Raw genomic sequence first — 21806 nt, forward strand, 5'->3', positions numbered from 1 at the left:
TAATGAGCTATTCTCCGGAAGCGTCGATCGCCCCCCAATTTCTGCGCGCCAGCGAAGGCGGCGTCGTATCGCCGAACGAGCGCAACCTGCTGAAGCTGATCTGGCGCCACCCAGGCCTTTCCCGATCCGAAATCACCAGCCATACCGACCTCACGCAGCAATCGGTCTACCGGATCATCGACCAACTGGCGGAGCGCGGCGTCGTTGCCCTTGGTTCGCCGAAGCCCGGCCTTGGCCGCGGCCAGCCGAGCCCGACACTGAGGCTTGACGGCCGCCATGCCTATTCCTGCGGTATCTCGGTCAACACCGACATCATCGGCATCTGCCTGATGGACCTGGCAGGCAACATTCTCGGCGAAAGCAGCGTAACACTGCGCGAACACACCATGGCCCGGTCGCTCGATCTCGTTCGCGAACAAATGGTTGAATTGCAGCGGCAGAACAGCCTGACATCGGAGAGCTTTTTTGGCATTGGCTTTGCCATTTCCGGCTACCATGTCGGCGGTACACGCTACAACGCGCCGCTGCCCCTGCATGAATGGTCGCTGATCGAGCTCGGACCTCTCCTTTCCGACTTTTTCAGCAGGCCGGTCTGGGTCCACAACGGCGCCAATACCGGAGCAATCGCCGAATCGATGTTTGGCGTTGGGCGCTACATCAAGCACTTTGCCTATCTGAGCTTCAACTACGGATTCGGCGGCGGGTTGATCAGCGATGGAGAACTGCTGCTCGGCGGCAACGGCAACGCCGGGGAATTCTCCGGGATATTCGACATAGAGGAATCGAAACGCCGGCCGGCCCTGCAATATCTGATCGAACGGCTGAACCGCAACGGCGTTGACGTGCCCTCGATCAGCTATATGCGCAAACATTTCGACCCGGACTGGCCCGGCGTTGCCGAATGGGTGGAAGAGATCACACCCGCATACAATCGTCTCATCAATGCCATCCGGGCCGTTGTCGATCCACAGGCGATCGTGTTCGGCGGCCAGGTCCCGCCCGATCTTGCGCAGATGTTGATTGAGCGAACCCGCATTTATGATCGACCGCGCTACGGCGTACATCGCCCCAGCCCAAAGCTCATCATTTCGGAGATAGGAACCGACGCCTCGGCCATGGGGGCCGCGATCACGCCATTCCACTCAACCTTCTATTGAGCCTAACTGACGCCTCGAAATCATACGGTCCAACGAGAGGGCGATGGATTTTGACTCATGTCAACTCGCCCGCGGTTCCAACAGGCATATTGGCATCCACCTCTTGATCAACTCTGGAGGTCTTAAGGGAATTTCAGAGCGGAGACCTTCAAAAGGTTCACCTCCACGGTTGTACGAATTCCAAAATGAAACGGAAAGGATGCGCGGATGGTCAGGATCGTCGCTCAGGCAATACTGTCGGCAGCGGGTGTCATCGTTGCCTTCTTCGTCTCGGAAAATGACATCGGCTACCCCGTCTATCAGATGATCGTCTCTCTCCTGCTGATTGTCGTGGCCGCGCTCCTGGTCTGGTACGTGCCCAGGCTGATCCGCCGCAACAATACGTAACGGTCGGGAAGAAAGAGCTGTTATCGGCTTCGAGCGCCGGCAGCCCTGACGCGCATGGCACATCGCTTGCATCGGAGATTGGCCGCCAGCTTGCGAGAGGATACGGCCGTGTATGCGAACATCAACCCTTCGATCGACATCCGATTGCTGCACACCACCTATCTCCTGCTCACCGAGAGGAACGTCTCGAAAGTGGCAGTCCTGCTCGGCCTCAGCCAGCCGAGCGTGAGCGCATCACTGAAGAAGGCACGCGAGATCTTCTCCGATCCACTGCTGGTCCGCAGCGGCCAGAAACTTGTTCTCACTGAGCGCGGCGAGGAAATCGTCGCTTCGCTCGGCGCCATGCTGGAAAGCCTCAAGAACACCATCAACCGGACCAACCAATTCGATCCGGGCGCAGTCCAGAGCCGCATGCGCGTTGCTGCCGTGAATTGTTTCGGCGCCTTCCTCATTCCGCCGCTCGCGAGCAGCATCCGGCAGAAGGCGCCCGGCATATCCGTCGATTTCTTCGCTCCCTCCGAAAAGGTGGATCTGATCGATGAGCTCGGATCGGGGCGCGTGGATCTCGTGATCGGCAACTGGCCGGCACCTCAGCAGAGCCTGAAGTCCACAACGCTTCTGCATTGCGACATCGCCTGCGTGGTACAGAAATCCAATCCGCTCGCGCGGCGCGGCAGGCTTTCCCTCGAAACCTATCTCGATGCCGATCACGTGTCGCCGACACCGGGATCGAGCGCCTTCTACAGTCCGATCGACGGGCGGCTGTCCCAGCTTGGCCTGAAGCGCAGGATCGCCATGTCCGTTCCGGAATACGCCCTCATCCCGGCCATTCTCGCCGAAACCGACCTCGTTTTCACCACCGCCAGACCCTATGCCGAGTATATCGTCGAGCACGCTCCGGCCAATCAGCTCCAGCTCGTCGAGGCGCCCCGCGAATTCGATCAGATGAACCTTTATCTGCTCTGGCATGAACGAGCCCATGCCAGCGGCGCCAATCAATGGCTCCGCAGCGTGGTGCGCTCCGTGGCCCGCCGCTTCGACCAGACCCTCCATGCCGTGCCGACGACATCCGAACTCCTCGCAGCCTCTTGAACCCCGGATATATAAGCCCCCGTCTATACCTAGTATTGACGAGCGAGACATTCACCCCGCGAGCAATTTTGCTCATGCTTGAGGCACGCATAATGCATGCTGAATAATTGAGCATAAAGACCGGGAAATGCGAATGTTGATGCACACTCTGCTTTTGGACGGTGCAAACCGTGATCCGGACCACGCCTGTTTCCATTGGGTGGACAGGAATAGGAGCCTGACCTATGCGGAGGCCGTCGGTGCCATGGAGCGCGCCGCGGGTGCCCTCCACGACCTCGGCGTACGGCCGGGAGACCGGGTGACGATCTTTGCCCATAACGGCATGGACTATCTCGTCACCATGCTCGGCTGCTGGCGCCTTGGGGCGATCTGCGCCCTCGTAAACGTCAAGTTCGCTGGCGAACTTGCCTATTATTTCGCCGATCACGAACCGACGGTGGTCGTCTACACCCATGACATGCAAGGGCCGGTCCGAGGCGCTGCGGCCGGTGTTGCGAGCATCCGGGCGCTGGTCTGCATGGACGGCCCGCAGGAAGGCGCCCATTCACTGCCCGAACTGATGGCCGCAGCGCTTCCCGTGCCTGCCGACCCCGGCAATGAGGATGCGATCGCCCATCTCTCCTATACCTCCGGCACGACCGGCAGACCGAAGGGCGCCTGCCTCAAGCACGAACCGACGGTCAGAGCGACGCGCTGCATCGCCGAACGTCTGCAGATCGCCGCCGATGACGTCTCCTTCGGTCCGAGCGCGCTGTCGAGCTCCTATCAGCTCGTCGGCAACCTGTTGCCGCAGCTCTCCCGCGGCGCCGCCATCAACGTCATGGGCAAGTGGACGCCGTCGACGGGCTTCGATGCACTGGAAACGCGTGGTGCGACTATGCTGATCGCCAATCCGCCGATCCTCAACGAGGTCCTCAACGAGGCCGTTGCCCGCGGACATGCACCGTCGAAGCTGCGCATGTGCATGTCGGGCGGCGGACCTGTTCCGCCCCTCCTCAAGGCCGGCTGGCACGAAAAGCTGGAGCTTCCGCTCGTCGAGAGCTACGGCCAGTCTGAACTCGGCGGCTTCGTCGCGCTCGGCTTTCCGAAGCTCGACAGGAAAGACATCGAAACGCGTCGCGCCGGAATGCCCTTGCCCGATAAGGAAGTCCGCATTCTCAATGCAGACGGCACCGAAGTGCCGAACGGAACGGTGGGTGAGATCGCACTGCGCGGCGGCTTCATGTGGGGCTACTGGGGCAAGCCGGAAAAGACGGCCGAGACGCTGAGGGACGGCTGGCTCTGGACCGGTGATATCGGCGCGATGGATCGCCAGGGTTTCGTGACCATGCTCGGGCGCCGCTCCGAACTCCTGCATGTCGACGGCAAGACCTGGTATCCGCGCGATGTGGAGGAGGCGCTTTCGACAGTACCCGGCGTCGAACAGGCCGCCGTCGTCGGCGTGCCCGATGCGGCGATCGCAACCCGTCCGGTCGCCTTCGTGCAGGCCACCCTGCCGCTGGATGGCGAGGAGATCAAGGCGAAGATCGCCGATGCTCTGCCCTACGACCTCTCCGTCATGACCGTGGTCTCGCTTGCCGAGCTTCCCATGACCCCCACCGGCAAGATCGCCAAGGCCGAACTCGCCGCGCGCGCCGCGGCGGCTTGAAACGAAATCGAGGACATATCCATGAAGCTGAAGTCGCATTGGTGGTGGGATCATACGACCAGGGATTTTTCCGAATTCGACATGGAGAAGTTCGTCGCCATCCTGCCCGTCGCCGCCGTCGAGCAGCATGGTCCGCACCTGCCGGTGCGCGTGGATGCGGCGATCAATGCCAGCACGATCGCAAGGACCGTGGAACTGATGGAAGACGACCTGCCGGTGCTGGTGCTGCCAATGATGCCAGTCGGCAAGTCGGTGGAGCATACGGCCTATCCGGGCACGCTGACCTTCAACTACGATACGCTCGCTAAAATGTGGTTCGAGCTCGGCGAAAGCGCCTACCGGGCCGGCTGCCGCAAGATCATCTTCGTCAATTCGCATGGCGGCCAGCCTCAGGTCATGGAAATCGTCTGCCGCGAATTGCGGGTAAAGCTCGGTATGTTCGCCGTCAGCGCCTGGGCAAGCGCCGGTGCCGATTTCTCCGACCTCTACAGCGAACACGAGCTGAAACACGGTATTCACGGCGGCGAGGCGGAAACCAGCGTCATGCTACATCTCCATCCCGAACTGATCGACATGCAGTTCGCCGATGATTTCGTGCCCGTATCCGTCGAACTGGAAAAGGCGGGCGGTCTGCTGATGCCGGAGGGGCGGATCGGTTATGGATGGCAGACCCAGGACATCCAGCCGTCCGGCGCCTGCGGCAATGCAGCAGCCGCCGATGCGGAACGCGGCCGCGAACACGTGGAGCGTAGCGCCCGCAATCTCCTGAAGCTGATCAGGGAGGTTCTCGAATTCCCCCTCGACCGCATCACCGACAAGACGATGTACAGGGGCTGACGACGTGATGCACCACCGGACGCCTCACGACGTGATCGGGCCTGAAAGGGCCGAACTCGTACTGCGCGACGGTATCGTGCTTGTCGCGGATATCTACCGGCCTGCGAACCAAGGCCTCTACCCCGTGCTCCTGATGCGACAGCCCTATGGGCGCGCCATAGCCTCGACGGTCGCGCTGGCGCATCCGTCCTGGTATGCGTCGCATGGTTATATCGTCGTCGTTCAAGATGTCCGCGGCTGCGGCGATTCCGATGGGGATTTCGAAGCCTTCGTCAACGAAGTAGAAGATGGCGCGCAGTCCCTCGATTGGGCAGCATCTCTTCCGGGCTGCAGCGGCAAGCTCGGACTTTACGGCTTCAGCTACCAGGCCATGACGCAGTATCTTGCGCTTGCCGGCAAGGGCCGCCGGCCCGATGCGATCGCCCCGGCCATGGCATCCTGGATGCCGCGCGACGACTGGGCCTATGAAGGCAATGCGTTCCGGCTCGGATTGAATGTGAACTGGGCCGCACAGATGGCGAAGCTCAAGGCAGCCCGCAACGACGATGGCGAGGCCTATTCCACGATCGACGGAGCAGGAAACGACCGCGCCCTCCGGGACCTGCTCGTTGCCCGGCCGGACCTCTCGCATCTGAGGAGATGGATCGAGGACGACGAAACATACTGGAACACGGTTTCTCCAGGCGTCCTCCTCAAGGATGACCCGCTCGATATCCCGGTATTCCATACGGGCGGCTGGGCTGATTTCTTTCTGGAGGGCACCTGGGCGGCGGACGCCGCTTTCCGCCGGAAGAACCCTCAAACCTCCCATCTCGTCATCGGGCCATGGACGCATGCGCCCTGGAACAGGATGAGCGGCGGCGCCGACATGGGGCCGGAGGCCGAGTTCCCGGTCGACCGTGCCCAGATCGCTTTCTTCGACTTCTACCTGAAGGATAAAGGAGATCGGCCGGCGACGGCTCGGCTGTTCGACATGGGGCTTCGACGCTGGTGGACGCTTCCCTCGCTTCCACCCGCGGCGGACACGTCCTTCTTACTGTCATCGTCTGGGCTCGCCGCTGCGATGGTCAGCGACGGCCGCCTCGACGCCGGGCCGTCGTCGCCGGCCCGCGACACCTTTGTCCACGATCCCTTCCGTCCGACCCCGCTTGTCGGCGGCCATCTCGGCACGCCGTCCGGATTTGCCGACCGCTCCGCTGCCGACAACCGCGCCGATGTGGCAGTCTACACGACCCTCCCGTTCGACGCCGCGACGACCTTTATCGGTAAGGTCCTGGCCGAGATCGAGATAGCCTCCCTATCCCCGGGCTGCGATGTCTGTGCGACTCTGTCGCTGGTCGGCCCTGATGGCGCAGCGAAAGTCGTCTCCACCGGTTATGCCCGGATCGACGATGCCCATCGTACTCTCGCGCGCATTTCCCTGCGATCCATCTGCCTGACGGTTCCGGTCGGGTTCAGGCTGCGGCTGTCCTTGCAGGGCGCGGCGGCGGCGGCCTTCGAAATCCACCCCGGCAACGGCGTCTTTGCCCCGGCGTCGGACATGGCGCGCCGGCCCATTCCGATTTCCATTCACCATGGCGGGGCTGCAGGCTCCCGCCTCATCATGCCCAGGGTTTCCGATGACGCCGCATAAACATTATCTCACGCTCGACAATGTCACTGCGACCTACGGCGAATCCGTCGCGGTCAACGGCCTGACGATCGAGGTCGCCAAGGGAGAACTGCTCTCGCTGCTCGGCCCATCGGGCTGCGGCAAGACGACGACGCTCAGGATGATCGCCGGTTTCATCCAACCGTCGGGCGGACGCATCATCCTCGGCGGCGAGGATATCAGCCGCCGCCCCGTGCATACCCGCAATATCGGCGTCGTTTTCCAGTCCTATGCGCTCTTTCCGCACCTCACGGCGCTCGACAATGTTGGCTTCGGATTGCGCATGCGCCATGTCGGCAACGCGGAATGCCGCGAGAAGGCCGCCGCCGCTCTCGAAACGGTTGGCCTCGGCGCCTATCAGGACCGCTATCCCGGCCAGCTCTCGGGCGGCCAGCAGCAGCGCGTGGCGCTCGCCCGCGCCCTGGTGATCGAGCCGGACGTTCTGCTTCTCGACGAGCCGCTTTCCAACCTCGACGCCCACCTGCGCGCCGACATGCGCAGTGAAATCCGCTCCCTTCAGCAGCGCCTCGGCATCACCACGGTCTTCGTCACCCACGACCAGCAGGAGGCGCTCGCCATGTCCGACCGTGTGGCGGTGATGAGCAAGGGGCTGCTGATGGAGATAGGATCGCCGGTGAACCTCTGCGACCGGCCGAAATCCCCCTTCACCGCCTCTTTCCTCGGCGCCCGAACGGTGATCGAAGGGCGAACGGAAAACGGCCGGTTCGCGGCGCCGGGGCTCACTTGCGACGGTGCGCCGGAGGGCGCCACCCGGCTCGTGCTGCGCGCCTCCCGTCTCAGGATTTCCAGCGAACCCGGACCGCTCAATGTCTCCGGCACGCTCGTCAATTCGGCTTTCTTAGGCGACACCTACGAGGCCGACATTCAATCCGCATGCGGCACGATCAGGCTGATCGTGTCGTCGGATATGCCGCCTCCGCCCGTCGGGACGTCTTGCAGCATCCAAACCCAGCCAGGTGGCGCCACATTCATCTAAACGAACAAGGGGAACTTCAGATGACTCTTTCGCGTCGTGCATTCAACAAGCTCGCTCTCGGTGCCGGTCTTGCCGCACCGTCCCACATCATCCGACCCGCGGCAGCACAGGAACCCAAGAAAGGCGACGAACTGGTCGTCGGGATCTGGGGCGGCGCCCAGGAGAAAATCGTCAAGGAACATGTCGAGAAGCCGCTGGTCGAGAAATACGGCTGCAAGGTCAGCTACGTTCTCGGCGGCACCGGCGACCGGCGCGCCCGCGCCTATGCCGAGCGCGGCCGCCCGAGCTTCGATGTCATCTATCTCAACATCTACGAAAGCCGCCAGGCCGTGAAGGACGGCGTAACCCAGGCCCCGACGCCTGCCGTCAAGAACTTCGAGGCGCTTTACCCGAGCGCGCGCAAGGGCGGCTACGGCGTTGCCTTCAACCCCTGCACGATCGTCTATGACAAGCGCAAGGCCTCAAAGCCGATCACGTCTTGGAAGGACATGTGGAACCCGGAATGGAAGGGCCGCATCGCCTGGCCGGACGGGCTCGGCGCCGAAGGCATTTCGGCTCTGATGATGACCGCTAGAGCCTGGGGTGGCACCGAGAAGGACTTTGACCTCGTCGTCGACAAGGTCAAGGAACTCAAGCCCTTCGCCGCCATCCAGGCCAGCCAGGCGCAGCTCTTTGAAATGTTCGACCAGGGTCTCTGCGATCTGTCGGTGGAATTCGGCAGCTTTACCCGCTCCTATGTAGAAAGCCGCAACCCGAATATTGAAATCGCATCTCCGGCCGAGGGACAGGCTCTCGCGATGAACGTCGCCTGCATCACCGAGGGCACCAAGAACCAGAAACTCGCCGAGGAGTGGATCAACCTCCACCTTTCGGAGCCCTGCATGCTGGCCTATGCCCGCGAGATCTACTACTCGCCAACCGTCAGCAACGTCACCGTGCCGGATGATCTGAAACCGAAGCTCATTCTCGGCGACGAGCAGGTGAGCAAGCTTGTCGATTTCGACTGGGACGTCATCAACGCCAGCCGCGCGAAATGGCAGGCCCGCTACGACCGGGAGATCGCCGGATGAACCGATGGATAGGACCGGCGCTCGCTGCGCCGGTCACCCTGTGGCTGCTGCTTTCCTTCGCAGCACCGATGCTCGTGGTACTCGTGTTGTCCCTGCACGAGTATCCGGACCCGTTCGGCCCCATATTCATGGCGCCGTCGCTTGCGCAATACAGCGATATCGTCTCCGACGGCTTCTATTACGGCGTCGTCTCCGAAACCGTGCTTCTCGGCATCGGCGTGACCGTGCTGACCGCGCTGCTCGGTTATCCGCTCGCCCACTGGCTGGCGCGCATGCCGGTCAAATATCGCGCCCTCGCATTCTCGGTCATCCTCATACCGTTATTGACCAACGTCGTCGTTCGATCGCTCGGCATCATCCTGCTGCTCGCGCCCGAAGGCCTGATCAACACCGTGACAGGGTTCTTCGGCATTCCGCCGGCAAGGAACATGCTCTTCACCCATGGCGCGGTCGCCGTCGCGCTGGCGCAGGTCTTCCTGCCATTCATGGTTCTGGCACTTTACGACAATCTGCAGAACACGTCGCCCCGCGTCCATGAGGCCGCTGAAAGCCTCGGCGCGTCTCCGGCGGTGCGGTTCCTCACCGTCGACCTGCCGCTTTCGTTGCCGGGGCTGCGCTCAGGCGCGATCATCGTCTTCCTGATGGCGTCGACGGCCTATGTGTCCGCCACCCTGCTCGGCGGCAAGAAGGTCTGGACGACGGGCATGCTCGTGCTCCAGGAGGCGATCAAGAATCTCAATGCCCCCCTTGCTTCGGCGCTGGCCGTCACCATGACCATCACGAGCCTGGCCTTCGCGGCTCTGTGCACCGTTGCGCTCAACCGCCTGATGCCTTGGCTGAAGGCCAGGCCCAGCCGGCCTCTGAGCATTCCGCGCTGGCTCGTGCCGGTGATCGACATCCTCGGACCGGTCGTCTCGAAGCTTCTGCTGGTCGCGGCACTTCTGCTTCTCCTGCTGCCGCTCGTGCTCGTCTGCGTCCAGAGCTTCAACGACGTGCCGCAGGCGACGGCCGCCGGCTTCCGGGGCTTCACGCTCAAATGGTATGAACAGGTCTTTTTCGCCGGCACCTATGCGGATGCGTTCTGGGTCTCGGTGAAGCTTGCGGTCACCTCCATGCTGGTGGCGATCGCCCTTGCCTTGCCGGCGGCATTCGCTCTGGCACGGTTCCCTTTCAAGGGCCGGTCCGTCCTCCTCGCCTTCTGGCTCCTGCCGCTCTCGCTGCCGCATGTGGCGATCGGCGTCGGCATGCTGCGGCTTCTCCAGCTTTACCTCATGATACCGCCCTTCCTCGGCCTGGTCGCCATCCATGTGATCGTGATCCTGCCGTTTGCGATCACTCTGCTGACCACGTCCGTCATGGCACTCGACCGTGCCCAAGAGGAAGCGGCCTCAAGTCTTGGAGCGAACCCGATCAGGCGTTTCCTGCTGGTCATCATGCCGGGTCTTGCGCCGGGCCTGTTCGCGGCCGGAATCGTCGGCTTCCTCCTCAGTTTCGGCGAGGTCACGGTGACGAGCTTCCTGACCACGGCCCGCCTAACGACGCTGCCGGTCCGTATCTATGCGGAATCGACCTTCAGCCTGGAACCGACCGCGCACGCAATTTCTGCCGTGCTGATCCTCTTCACGGTCATCGCCCTGACGCTGGTGGGCAGAGTGGTGCGCCTGGATCGCCTCTATGCGCGGTGAGAGAAGATCCAGGCCAACGCTCCACCGGCGGACAAAGGCGAGTGTCGAATATTATGCCATCCGAGAAAAGGGCTTGTAAAAACACCAGTCGCGCGACAAGATTGATCCGTAATCTCTCTTATTGAGATTTTACATCGGTATGCTTGGCCGATGGAGGAGAACAAGCGAGGAGGAACAATCAATGAAGAAGCTGATGCTCTCAGCCGTCCTTACGGCCGGGCTGATCCTTTCTGGCCATGCCTCGGCGCAAACCGTCGGCATTGCCACGTCGAATCCCGGTTCGATCTTCCACAATATCGGCACGGCTGTCGCAAAAGCCGCCAACGATGCCGGCCTCAACACGACGATCCAACCGGCAACCAGCCCCAACCAATATATGCCTCTCGTCAATCAGAACGACGTCGAATTCGGCGTCGGCAACCTTGAGGAATTCAACAACGCCCTGAAGGGCGAAGCTTGGTTCCAGGGCAGCGTCAACGAGAACCTACGGGTCGTCGGCCTGATCATGCCGATCAGAGAAGCGATCTTCGTCAAGGCAAGCAGCGACATAAAAACGACCGCCGATCTCAAGGGTAAGCCGATGGTGGACGGCTATACGGCGCAACAAACCATCCTGCCGCAGCTCGATGCCATCTATGCTACTGTCGGCCTGTCGCGAAAGGATATGCAATCGGTGCAAGTGCCCAGCGTCGTAGCGGGCGCAGATGCCTTCATCGCGGGCCAGAGTGTCGGTTTTATCTTCGCGCATGGCGCCGGAAAGGTGCGCGAAGCGGACGCGGCCGTTGGCGGCATCCGGGCGCTGACCATCCCGGATACGGAGGAAGCAAAGGCAGCGATCCGACAACACTGGAAGTCCGGGTATGTCGTCAAGATGGAACCCGGTCCGGCCAACCCCGGCGTCCTGGAACCCGGCACTTTCATTGCCTATCCGCAGCTCGTGTTCACCAACGCAGCCGTCAGCGAAGACGTCGTCTACAAGATGACGAAAGTCCTCTACGATAGCAAAGCCTCCATGCAAGCGGCCTTCCCGCCATTTGCCGAATTTGACCCGAAAGCGATGGTCGGTGAGACGGCGCCGGGTGAGTATCACCCCGGCGCCATCAAGTTCTACAAGGAAGCTGGTCTCTGGAAGGGATGATGCGTAATGGCCGTCGAACGCATGAGGGAGCCCGCTTTGGGCGTTCCCGCAGGTCTCTGGAAGCCGGTCGCAGCGGTGCTTGCGGCGGCCATCACGTTGAGTGCAATGCTGTGGTCATTGGACGCGCCGCGAATGCTGGGGGTATCCTACTACCCCCAGCAGTTCCTGGCCGTCGTGCTTGCCCTCACTCTGCCACTTACCTTCATGATCTATACGCCTGGCCGCGACAAGCGCTCCGGCGCAATGCCGTGGTATGACGCGATCGGTGCCGTCCTCAGCGCCGCGGCTTCCGCCTATATCGCCTGGAATTATCCAGCCGTTGTAAACCAGATATTCATGCGTCCGATCGAGGCATGGCTGCCGGGGATCATCCTGCTCTTACTTCTGCTGGAAGGCCTCCGCCGCTCGACCGGCTGGATGCTTGTGATCATCATCGTCGCGTTTCTGCTCTACGGCATGTTTGGCAATTTCGTTCCCGGCCGTCTCGCCGGCCGGCCACAGGACTGGCAAAAGCTTGCCGGCTACATGGCCTATGACGTCAACGGCATCTTCGGCCTGTCGATATCGGTCGGCGCCACGATCGTCGTGGCATTCATTTTCTTTGGAGCTTTGCTCGGTGCAACCGGGGGCGCAAGATTCTTCACCGATGCCGCGCTTTTTTCCATGGGTCGATATCGCGGCGGCTCGATGAAGATCGCGGTTGCCGCCTCCGCCCTGTTCGGATCGATTTCCGGCTCTGCGGTCGCCAACGTGGTCGCGACCGGCGTCGTTACCATCCCGATGATCAAGCGGGATAAATATCCCGCCCACAAAGCCGGTGCGATCGAGGCCGTCGCCTCGACCGGTGGACAGTTAATGCCCCCGGTAATGGGCGCCGCGGCCTTCCTGATGGCAGAGTTCCTGCAGGTATCCTATGCCGACGTAGCACTGGCGGCACTCATACCCGCCTTGCTTTATTATGGCGCCTTGTTCATTCAGGCCGACCTCGATGCTGCCAAGCTCGGCATCACGAGCGCACCGGAGGAGGATATCCCAAACGGCTGGACGATCCTCGGCGGACTGCATTTCCTGATCGCGTTCGCGTTGCTGATCTACGCTCTCTTTTGGATGAACTGGCAGCCGGAAAAGGCTGCCTTTCTTGCCTGCGGCTCGGTGGTGGTGACAGGAGCGATGTTCGGTTACGACCGTGTACGAGCGTCGGTCCGAGCGCTGTCTGCGACGATCATCGAGGCCGGCGAGGCGGTCGTCGAGATTATCGTCATCTCAGCCGCGGCTGGTATCGTCATCGGCGTGATGAATATGACAGGCCTCAGCTTCAATCTCACTTACGCTCTGGTTCAGCTCGGCGGCGGCAGCGCGATCGTACTGCTCCTCATGTCGGCAATTGTCTGCATCATCCTTGGCATGGGCCTACCGACGCTCGCCGTTTATGTGCTCCTCGCCTCGCTGGTAGCGCCTGCCCTTGTCGAGGTCGGACTGCCTCCCATGGCCGCTCATCTCTTCGTGCTCTATTTCGGCATGATGTCGATGATCACGCCGCCGATCGCGCTTGCCGCCTTCGCGGCCGCAAGCATTGCAAAGGCCGATCCGATCAAGACCGGCATCGCGTCCTGCAAGTTCGGCTGGATTGCTTTCGTCATTCCTTTCATGTTCGCCTATTCCCCGAGCCTGCTCATGATCGGCGATACAACGTCGGTTATCTGGGCCGTGATCACCGCAGCCTTCGGTGTCTGGCTGGTTTCCTCCGCGCTCGCCGGTTATTTCACGGCCCGCCTCTCGATCATCATGCGCATCATCTTTGCTATCGCCGGCATTCTGGCACTCATTCCCGCCGACGCCTTTACAGGCGCCCTCTATACCGATGCGGCGGGACTTGTCGTTGGGATCGCCGCCATGGCATATGCCTACGTCGATGGCAAGAAACTCATGGAACAGGCTGCATCTTGACGGAAAAATCGGTCAACAGTCTCGAACGTCTGCAGGCCGTGCTGGGGCTTTTCTCCGAAGATAGATTGGAATGGACGCCGGAAGAAATGATGGAGGTCCTGGGTTACGCCCGCCCCACGCTCTACCGTTATCTGAAGATCCTGAAGGCGGCCGGGCTTTTGACCTCCATGCCGAATACTGGCTTTACGCTGGGACCTAAAATCGTCGAGCTGGACTATCTTCTGAGAAAGTCGGACACGCTCATCCTCTCTGGCGCTCAACACCTCCAGAATCTCACTCACCGATACAACTGCACCGCTCTTCTCTTGCGCTGGTATGGCGACAAGATCCTCTGCGTCGACTCCCGCAACTCCGTCAGGAACCCTATCAGCAGCTACCCGCGTGGCCGCCCGATGCCGCTGACCAAAGGCGCGATTGCCCGCTCGATTATTTCGTTCCTGCCTCGCCGGCGCCTTCTGCCGATCGTCGAGCGCAATTTGGACGATATGAAGTCCATTGGCCTCGGCAGCACCATCGAAGAGGTATACGAGAGCCTGAAACGCGTGAAGAAGGCGGGCTTTGCTGTTGCCTATGGCGAGGTCACGCCAGGTGTGGTTGGCATCGCCGCACCGGTCTTCGATGTGGGTCGCAGCCCCATTGCCAGCGTTTGCGTCACCATTTCCGGCAGCCTTGTCGATGGCTCGACCATCGATGAGATCGGCCGAAACGTCAGATCCGTGGGAAAGGATATAAGCCAGATGCTGGCATCGCACCGCCACAGCAATGAAAATCATAATCTCATATAGAGAGACTTTGCATTGACTTGATCGCATCGGCCTCGCATCTTCGGAAGCGGGAGGACAAAGCGAGATGCAGGAAAGACAAGCGCAGGTAATTATTGTAGGCGGTGGTCCGGTTGGGACGGGACTTGCGATCGAACTGGGCCAGCGAGGAATTCACACAATCATCGTCGAGCGTTATCCCTCACCGCAGCAAGTGCCCAAGGGACAAAACCTCACTCAGCGGACAATGGAGCATTTCTACTTCTGGGGCGCAGAACAATCGCTGAGAGCGGCCCGGGCAGTGCCGAAGGAATACGGCATCGGTGGGCTGACTGCATATGGCACGCTCCTCGGCGACTATCACTATGACTGGCTACAGCGCGAACTCGTGCGGCCCTATTACTTCACCGACAATGAGCGGCTGCCGCAATACCGGACCGAGGAGGTGCTGCGCGAGCGCGTGAAAGCATTACGTGACGTTGAGTGTTTCTACGGATGGAACGCTGAGGATATAGCGGAAGATCCGGAAGGTGTTTCGGTTACTATGGCTCGGCGCGATGGGGCCGAGCGCTGCGTGCTCCATGCCGATTATGTCGTCGGCTGCGACGGCAGCCGTTCGATGGTGCGGGAAAAAGCCGGCATTACCCAGACGCTCTCGGACCATGATCGGCTGATGGCTCTCCTGGTCTTTCGCTCCAGCGGCCTTCATGAACTGTTAAAACGATTCCCCGGCAAATCCTTCTACAATGTGCTTCATCCGGAATTGAAGGGCTATTGGCAGTTCTTTGGCCGCGTCGATCTCGGCAATAGCTGGTTCTTCCACGCGCCGGTCCCGGCGGGCACGACGAAGGACAATTTCGATTTCGCCTCCTATCTGCACAGGGCGGCCGGCGCAAAATTCGACATCGCCTTTGATTACATAGGCTTCTGGGATCTGCGTTTCGCTAACGCCGACAGCTATGGTCGCGGGCGGGTTTATATCGCCGGCGATGCCGCTCACAGCCATCCTCCCTATGGCGGTTACGGCATCAACACCGGCTTCGAAGATGCCCGCAATCTCGGATGGAAGCTTGCGGCGGTTCTTCAAGGCTGGGCCGGGCCGGACGTCCTCGAAAGCTATGATCAGGAGCGTCGGCCGGTCTTTGCCTCTACTGCCGGCGATTTTATCGAGAAGGCGATCTACAGCGACCGCGACTTCCTGGAAAAATATGATCCGGCGCGCGACAAGGCCGCCTTCGAAACGGAATGGGCGGCACGAGGGTCAGGAGCCAGAGCTGAGGTAAATGCCTTCGAGCCAAACTACTGCGGCTCGCCGGTTATCTTCGGCCCCCCGGGTGGAAAGACTGGCGCCATCGGCGGGCATGAATTCACCGCCCGTCCTGGCCACCATCTTTCGCCACAAATACTGTCGGACGGGCGCAATGTCTTTGAAGTTCTTGGACCGGGGTTCACGCTGCTTGCTTTCGATGGAGATGTCAGAAGCATAGCGGCCTTCTCGAAAGCCGCAGAAATGATGTATCTGCCGCTGGAAATCATCTCCGACAACCGGGCTGATGGGCGAGAGAAATATGATGCTCGCTACATTCTTGTGCGGCCCGACCAATTTGTCGCGTGGTCTTCCAACGACACACCTCCTTCACCGGAGGCTATCCTGCGAAAGGCAGTTGGACGGCAGTGAAGGCCCGAAATGAGCGCTCAAGAATTGGATTGGAGGCTGGCCTGGAAAGTGTGAACGCTCTGTAGCGGCGTCACACCTATATCCCGAGCCGGAATTGTGCCAAGAAGCGGAAGCTGCACCGGCAAAACCTTTTACGCGACGGGATCATGAAAAAGATCGGCTTCCTATCGTTCGGGCATTGGTCGCCCTCGCCCCAATCGCAGACGCGGTCGGCATCCGACGCGCTTCTGCAGTCCATAGACCTCGCCGTCGCGGCCGAGGACCTGGGAGCTGACGGGGCATATTTCCGTGTACATCATTTCGCCCGCCAGCTCGGCTCGCCATTCCCGTTGCTGGCGGCAATCGGCGCGAAGACCAGCCGCATCGAGATCGGCACAGCGGTCATCGATATGCGTTATGAGAACCCGCTATACATGGCCGAGGACGCAGGCGCGGCCGACATCATCGCCGGTAGGCGCCTGCAGCTTGGCATCAGCCGTGGATCGCCTGAGCAGGTGATCGATGGATGGCGCTATTTCGGTTACGTCCCGCCCGAGGGCCAGACCGATGCCGATATGGCCCGTCGACATGCAGAGGTTTTGCTCGAAGTGCTGCAAGGCGAAGGTTTTGCTCAACCCAATCCGCGGCCGATGTTTCCCAATCCTCCCGGCCTGCTGCGCATCGAACCGCATTCGGAAGGTCTGCGGGAGCGCATCTGGTGGGGAGCAAGCTCGAACGCCACCGCTGCTTGGGCGGCCAAGCTTGGCATGAACCTGCAGAGTTCCACACTCAAGGATGACGAGAGCGGACTTCCATTCCACGTTCAGCAGGCCGACCAGATTCGAGCCTTCCGCGAGGCATGGAAGACCGCCGGTCACGCACGCGAGCCGCGGGTATCAGTCAGCCGCAGCATCTTTGCGCTGGTCGATGACCGCGACCGTGCCTACTTCGGGTATGGAAACGATAACGACGACAAGATCGGCTTCATCGACGAAAAGACCCGGGCGATCTTCGGCCGCAGTTACGCCGCCGAGCCGAATGTCCTTATCGAGCAACTGGCGAAGGATGAGGCGATTGCGGAGGCTGACACGCTGCTTTTGACTGTCCCCAACCAGCTCGGCGTCGACTACAACGCGCATGTCATAGAAGCCATCCTGACCCACGTTGCCCCGGCTCTTGGCTGGCGCTAAGGTTCGTTCGCGAACGGCAGTTACAAAGCATTGGCTCGGCTGGTTGCGATCAGCCGAGCATAGGAAATGGCAGACAGCATGTTGACGTGGTTCGCCTTTCCGGTGCCTGCGATATCGAATGCCGTGCCGTGATCCACCGAAACACGGTCGATCGGCAGGCCGAGCGAGACATTGACGGCGCTGTCGAACGCCACAAGCTTGATCGGGATGTGACCCTGGTCGTGATATTGCGCCACGACGAGATCGAAGGCGCCGTTATACGCCCGGGCGAAGACCGTATCCGCCGAAATCGGCCCGACCACATCAATGCCCTTTGCGCGGGCCTGTTGGACGGCAGGCGCCAGGAATTCCGTATCCTCGGTGCCGAAAAGACCGCTCTCGCCGCAGTGCGGATTGAGACCGGCGACCGCAATACGCGCCTTTTTGCCGATCCGCAGGAAATGCTGATGTCCCGCCTCTATCGTCGCTAGCACCCGCTCCGTCTTCGCCCGCTCGATCGCGCCGCGCAGCGAGATATGGGTGGAGACATGGATCGTGTTGAGCCGTTCGGAGGCGAGCAGCATGAACGAGCTTTTCGAACCGGTCAGATGCGCGAGCAGGCCCGTATGGCCGTCGTAATGATGACCGGCGAGATTCATCGCCTCCTTGTTGATTGGTGCGGTGACGATACAATCCACGTCTCGCGCAAGCGCAAGCTCCACTGCCCGACGGATATAGCGCACCGAGGCATCACCTGCGACAAGGCTTACCTTGCCAATATCGGGCATCGCGCCATCGATCTCCACCTCATCGACCGCGATCGCACCTGCCCTGGGTGAAGTGGAAAAAGCAAGCGCGGTGCCGCAGGACCTGTTGGCGCGCTCCAATGCTTCGATATTGCCAACCACCGTGAAGTTCGCGCGTTCAATCTCCGGCAAAGCCGTCAGCGCCTTGACGATGACCTCAGGCCCCACGCCCGCCGGATCGCCCAGCGTGATCGCGATACGTGTGTCCTTGCTCATGATTGGATGCCCTTCTCCTAAAGCCCGTCTTAATATGCAGCTTCGTAGATCGCCAGGATATCAGCGCGAGACATGTCGCGCGGATTGTTGTCGAGAAGACGGCGGATAGAAAAAGCATCATCGGCCATGATACCGAGATCCGTATCCGGCACGCCGATTTTGGAGAGCCTCATCTCGATATCGAGCGAGGCGCAAAAGGCATGCGCTGCCTCGAAGACTGAACCGATGGTGTTCGGCTGCCTGAGGCCGAGCGCTTCGAGGATCATTGCCGTCTTTTCCGGCACGGCCGGCGTATTGAATGCGAGTACATGCGGAAAGATCAGCGCATTCGCCGCGCCATGCGCCATATGCCAGCGCGTACCGAGCGGATAAGCAAGTGCATGGCCCGCCGCCGTGTTGACCGGGCCAAGACAGTATCCGCCGTAGAGCGAGGCAAGTGACAGACCGGCACGTGCTTCCGCGTCATCACCCTCGGCCACGGCCCGAGCCAGATAACGCCCGACGAGCCGTACGCCCTCGATTGCATAAAGATCGATCACCGGATGGGATTTCCGGTTGGTGAAGGCCTCGACGCAATGAGCCATGGCATCGACGCCGGTGGCGGCGGTAACCTTGGGCGGCACGGTGAAGGTGAGTGCCGGATCGATGACCGCGATATCGGCAAGCATATGGATGCTTTCGACTGCGAGCTTGCTTTGGGTAACCGGATCGGTGACCAGTGCGCGGATGCCGGCTTCGCTCCCCGTACCCGAGGTCGTCGGCACTTGCGCAAGTGCGGCGCGGCGCGGCGTGACGACCTTGCCGACGCCAACCACATCGGCAAGCGTCTGCCTCGAACCGGAAAGCACCGCCGCGAGCTTGGCAAGGTCCATGGCGCTCCCCCCGCCGAAGCCAACGATAAGTTCGGCATTTGCCTGATCGGCTGCTGCCAATACGCCCGCCAGGTCCTCGATATCCGGCTCGGCACGCACCTCGCCGAACACCGTAACCTCACCTGCAAGACCGAGCAGGTTCGTTCGCGACGCGTTGAACGCATCCGAGATGACCAGAATACGGCGATATTTCCGCTGGGCGGCCCAGACGCCAAGGCGTTCCGCCGTCCCCACACCGAATTCGATCACCGGCGGCCGGATCATGGAGATCGGCATGCTCAGGGTGTTCATCCGCTTCACCTCTTCCCATGCGGGCGGAGCGCCTCGCGCCTATAGATGTAAAGTTGTTATATCCATTGAGCAAACTTGGCAAGCGACGAGTAGGCTTTTCCCACTTTGCCGGCGTCCTCAGCAGACTTCTAATAAGCAATATGAACTGGAAAGATCGAACACCCGGCCTGAACCGGGCGAGAAGGTCGCACTCCAGACCTGCGGCGCCAATGCTCTGAATTGTCAAATCTCCAAAAAAGATCTGTCCAGCCGCACATATTTGATGGCCCGTCGGAAGTAGGTGTAGGCGACATGCAAGGTTCCATCCGCTTCTTCGACGATTGACGGGTAGGAAAACTCCCGATTCAGCATGTCGGTCGAATTATTGCTGAGACAGTAACCGTCGCCCGTGTCGAGGTCGAAGCGTCTCGGAAATGTCGCGCCGCCATCACGCGAGATCGCAAGGCTGAGCGGCGCACGTGGCACGCCCCAGACAGCACCGCCCGGACGGGACGCCGCTTCAACATCTGCCGCCGCTCCACTACTCTCGGAACCTTCGATTTCATCGTAAAGCGAATGCCTGCGGGCATCCGACATAGTCGCATCGGAGTGATTGTAAACCATTGCAATCCCGCCATCTTTCAGGCGCGTTGCCTGAATGGACGAATTGTTGTTGGGAAACTCGGTTGCCTCCGGCGCACTCCAGGTCAGACCACCGTCGCCGGAGCAGCTGCGCAGAATCCGGGTCGCAAAACGGTTGCGATAAAAGGCCACCATCTCCCCGCCCTGCAGCGGCACGATATTCATATGCACGGCGCCGATGCTGTCGGGCACTTCGACCATCCGCCAGCTTTTGCCGGCATCCTGGGAGACCAGCACGGCGGCCCTATCGATATCGCCCGTCCAGCGGCGACCGATTTCCGTCAGGCAGCGGAAGACCGGCAGAAGCCAGGTGCCGTGATTATTCACGATGATCGGCTGGCGGATGAACGTGCCGGGAATGTCGCAGAGAATCTCGGGCGTCCCGAACGTACGACCACCATCAGCAGAGATACACTTCTTGACAACTGCGCCGTCCTGATTGCCGGATGTTTGCGAGGTATAGAGCAGCCACACCTTGCCATCAGGCGCCGTGAAGATCAGCGGGTTCTGCTCGGATTTGGCGGGATCGTCGCTGAGCTTCTCCGCTTGCGACCATGTTTTTGCTCCCGGCGCAAGACGGGACATGTAGACCGAAATATCACCCATGCCTTCCATCGTGCCCCCGAACCAGACGCACGTGAGTGTCCCATCCGCCAGGAAGGCGAGGTTTGCAGCATGATTCTGCATGCAAGGCGATGTAAGGTAGGCATCGGAGCGACCGGCGCTCCCGGCATTCGAGCGGATTTCACCGGTCATCAGGGCCGGCACCTCAGCGGGATTGAGAGCTGTAAACGTCATAAGATCAATCGCTTATTGCAAGCCGCGATATCTTGCGGAAAGATCGGCAAAGTCCGTCTCCGAAAGCGCCGTCAAAGGTGGACGCACGCGACGCCAGCCAGCCTCGTCCGTCTTCAGTTCTAGCATCGCCTTGATCGTCGGAATCTGCACATAGGAATTGGAGAGCGTGCGATAGGCGTTGATGCGCGCCTGCGCCGCTTCGACTTCGACGGCCATGGCCGGATTGGCGACATCGTCGAAGATGACCCTTAGAGAATCTGCCACAATGTTGGAAGTCGCCGTAATGCAGCCTGCGCCGCCTGACTTCAGGAGCGGCAGCATCAGCGGATCAGCGCCCGCAAATACCGAGAAATCCGGCAAGGCCGCCGCGATCGCCTGCATATTGGCAAGTTCGCCGGCCGAATCTTTGATACCCACGACCGTCTTCGGGAAAGCAGCAACGAGGCGCTGGATCAGCGGCAGCGACAGCGGCACGCCGGAGACCTGCGGGATATGATAGAGCACGATCTGAAGACGGGCATCGCCGATCTTTTCAATGATCTGCGAATAGGCGGCGAACAGACCATCATCGCTCACGCCCTTATAATAAAAAGGCGGAAGCATGACGACCTTTGTCACACCAAGAGACAAGGCGTGCCTGGTCAGTTCCACGGCATCCGGAACCGAGACCAGCCCCGTGCCCGGCATCAACTCCCCCGGCGCAACGCCAGCGGCAAGAGCCGCTTCGAGAATCGTCCGCCGCTCAGCAATCGAGAACGAATTCGCCTCCCCGGTCGTACCAAGCAGCGCGATGCCGTGACAACCATCGGAAAGCAAGCGCTTGCAATGAGTGGCAAACAAGCCAAGATCGGGCGAATAATCCGCATTCATCGGCGTTGCCGCCGCGCAGAAGACGCCTTTGATGACATGATTATTTGACATGTAACCTCCCGATTCCAACCCGCTCTGGAATTGGCCGGTTGAACCATCGCTCGTAGAGCATATGGATGCCGCTTTTTGACGTCAA

General features: G+C 60.8%; 18 protein-coding genes. 14 read left to right on the forward strand and 4 right to left on the reverse strand.

Annotation, left to right across the window (positions count from 1 at the left end):
* Window positions 1–2 precede the first annotated feature (2 nt).
* The 14 genes from J2046_RS05195 to J2046_RS05260 all read left to right on the forward strand — a co-directional run bounded on the left by J2046_RS05195 (window position 3) and on the right by J2046_RS05260 (window position 17217).
* On the forward strand, window positions 3–1157 hold the full coding sequence (locus tag J2046_RS05195) for an ROK family transcriptional regulator (RefSeq protein ID WP_210050050.1): 1155 nt from the start codon (window positions 3–5) through the stop codon (window positions 1155–1157).
* 207 nt (window positions 1158–1364) lie between these two features.
* Entirely contained in the window at window positions 1365–1544 is a 180-nt protein-coding gene (locus tag J2046_RS05200; protein WP_210050052.1) for a hypothetical protein, read from the forward strand.
* Window positions 1545–1652: 108 nt separating this feature from the next.
* Window positions 1653–2636 (forward strand): LysR family transcriptional regulator, encoded by a 984-nt coding sequence (locus J2046_RS05205; protein WP_210050053.1) that lies wholly within the window; start codon window positions 1653–1655, stop codon window positions 2634–2636.
* Window positions 2637–2769: 133 nt separating this feature from the next.
* Complete coding sequence (locus J2046_RS05210) at window positions 2770–4284, forward strand: class I adenylate-forming enzyme family protein (protein WP_210050055.1); 1515 nt, start codon at window positions 2770–2772, stop codon at window positions 4282–4284.
* Window positions 4285–4305: 21 nt separating this feature from the next.
* Window positions 4306–5121, forward strand: coding sequence for a creatininase family protein (locus tag J2046_RS05215; RefSeq protein WP_210050057.1), 816 nt, complete (start codon window positions 4306–4308; stop codon window positions 5119–5121).
* 7 nt (window positions 5122–5128) lie between these two features.
* Complete coding sequence (locus J2046_RS05220; RefSeq protein ID WP_233469590.1) at window positions 5129–6754, forward strand: CocE/NonD family hydrolase; 1626 nt, start codon at window positions 5129–5131, stop codon at window positions 6752–6754.
* Window positions 6741–7769 (forward strand): ABC transporter ATP-binding protein, encoded by a 1029-nt coding sequence (locus J2046_RS05225; protein WP_210050059.1) that lies wholly within the window; start codon window positions 6741–6743, stop codon window positions 7767–7769. Before J2046_RS05220 ends, J2046_RS05225 begins: the two co-directional genes overlap by 14 nt.
* Before the next feature lie 20 nt (window positions 7770–7789).
* On the forward strand, window positions 7790–8839 hold the full coding sequence (locus tag J2046_RS05230; protein WP_210050060.1) for an ABC transporter substrate-binding protein: 1050 nt from the start codon (window positions 7790–7792) through the stop codon (window positions 8837–8839).
* Entirely contained in the window at window positions 8836–10524 is a 1689-nt protein-coding gene (locus J2046_RS05235; RefSeq protein WP_210050061.1) for an ABC transporter permease subunit, read from the forward strand. The genes J2046_RS05230 and J2046_RS05235 overlap by 4 nt, the downstream gene beginning before the upstream one ends.
* A 181-nt stretch (window positions 10525–10705) precedes the next feature.
* Window positions 10706–11662: a TAXI family TRAP transporter solute-binding subunit gene (locus tag J2046_RS05240; RefSeq protein ID WP_210050062.1), complete on the forward strand. Its 957-nt coding sequence runs from the start codon at window positions 10706–10708 to the stop codon at window positions 11660–11662.
* 6 nt (window positions 11663–11668) lie between these two features.
* Window positions 11669–13609, forward strand: coding sequence for a TRAP transporter permease (locus tag J2046_RS05245; protein WP_210050063.1), 1941 nt, complete (start codon window positions 11669–11671; stop codon window positions 13607–13609).
* Window positions 13606–14394, forward strand: a complete 789-nt coding sequence (locus J2046_RS05250; protein ID WP_210050064.1) for an IclR family transcriptional regulator — start codon at window positions 13606–13608, stop codon at window positions 14392–14394. Before J2046_RS05245 ends, J2046_RS05250 begins: the two co-directional genes overlap by 4 nt.
* 64 nt (window positions 14395–14458) lie before the next feature.
* Complete coding sequence (locus J2046_RS05255) at window positions 14459–16048, forward strand: FAD-dependent monooxygenase (RefSeq protein ID WP_210050066.1); 1590 nt, start codon at window positions 14459–14461, stop codon at window positions 16046–16048.
* Between the two features lie 146 nt (window positions 16049–16194).
* Entirely contained in the window at window positions 16195–17217 is a 1023-nt protein-coding gene (locus J2046_RS05260) for an LLM class flavin-dependent oxidoreductase (RefSeq protein ID WP_210050068.1), read from the forward strand.
* Between the two features lie 20 nt (window positions 17218–17237).
* On the opposite strand, the gene pdxA is transcribed toward J2046_RS05260, so the two are convergent.
* The 4 genes from pdxA to J2046_RS05280 all read right to left on the reverse strand — a co-directional run bounded on the left by pdxA (window position 17238) and on the right by J2046_RS05280 (window position 21721).
* The gene (pdxA, locus tag J2046_RS05265) at window positions 17238–18218 is read right to left on the reverse strand and encodes a 4-hydroxythreonine-4-phosphate dehydrogenase PdxA (RefSeq protein ID WP_210050069.1); all 981 of its coding nucleotides are present in this window, start codon (window positions 18216–18218) and stop codon (window positions 17238–17240) included.
* 29 nt (window positions 18219–18247) lie between these two features.
* Window positions 18248–19381: an iron-containing alcohol dehydrogenase gene (locus J2046_RS05270; protein WP_210050071.1), complete on the reverse strand. Its 1134-nt coding sequence runs from the start codon at window positions 19379–19381 to the stop codon at window positions 18248–18250.
* 222 nt (window positions 19382–19603) lie between these two features.
* On the reverse strand, window positions 19604–20800 hold the full coding sequence (locus J2046_RS05275; RefSeq protein ID WP_210050072.1) for a sialidase family protein: 1197 nt from the start codon (window positions 20798–20800) through the stop codon (window positions 19604–19606).
* Between the two features lie 12 nt (window positions 20801–20812).
* Window positions 20813–21721, reverse strand: a complete 909-nt coding sequence (locus J2046_RS05280) for a dihydrodipicolinate synthase family protein (protein ID WP_210050074.1) — start codon at window positions 21719–21721, stop codon at window positions 20813–20815.
* Window positions 21722–21806 lie beyond the last annotated feature (85 nt).

Origin of the sequence: Neorhizobium petrolearium (assembly GCF_017873175.1) — a bacterium.
In the GTDB taxonomy this organism is placed as follows: Bacteria; Pseudomonadota; Alphaproteobacteria; order Rhizobiales; family Rhizobiaceae; genus Neorhizobium; species Neorhizobium petrolearium.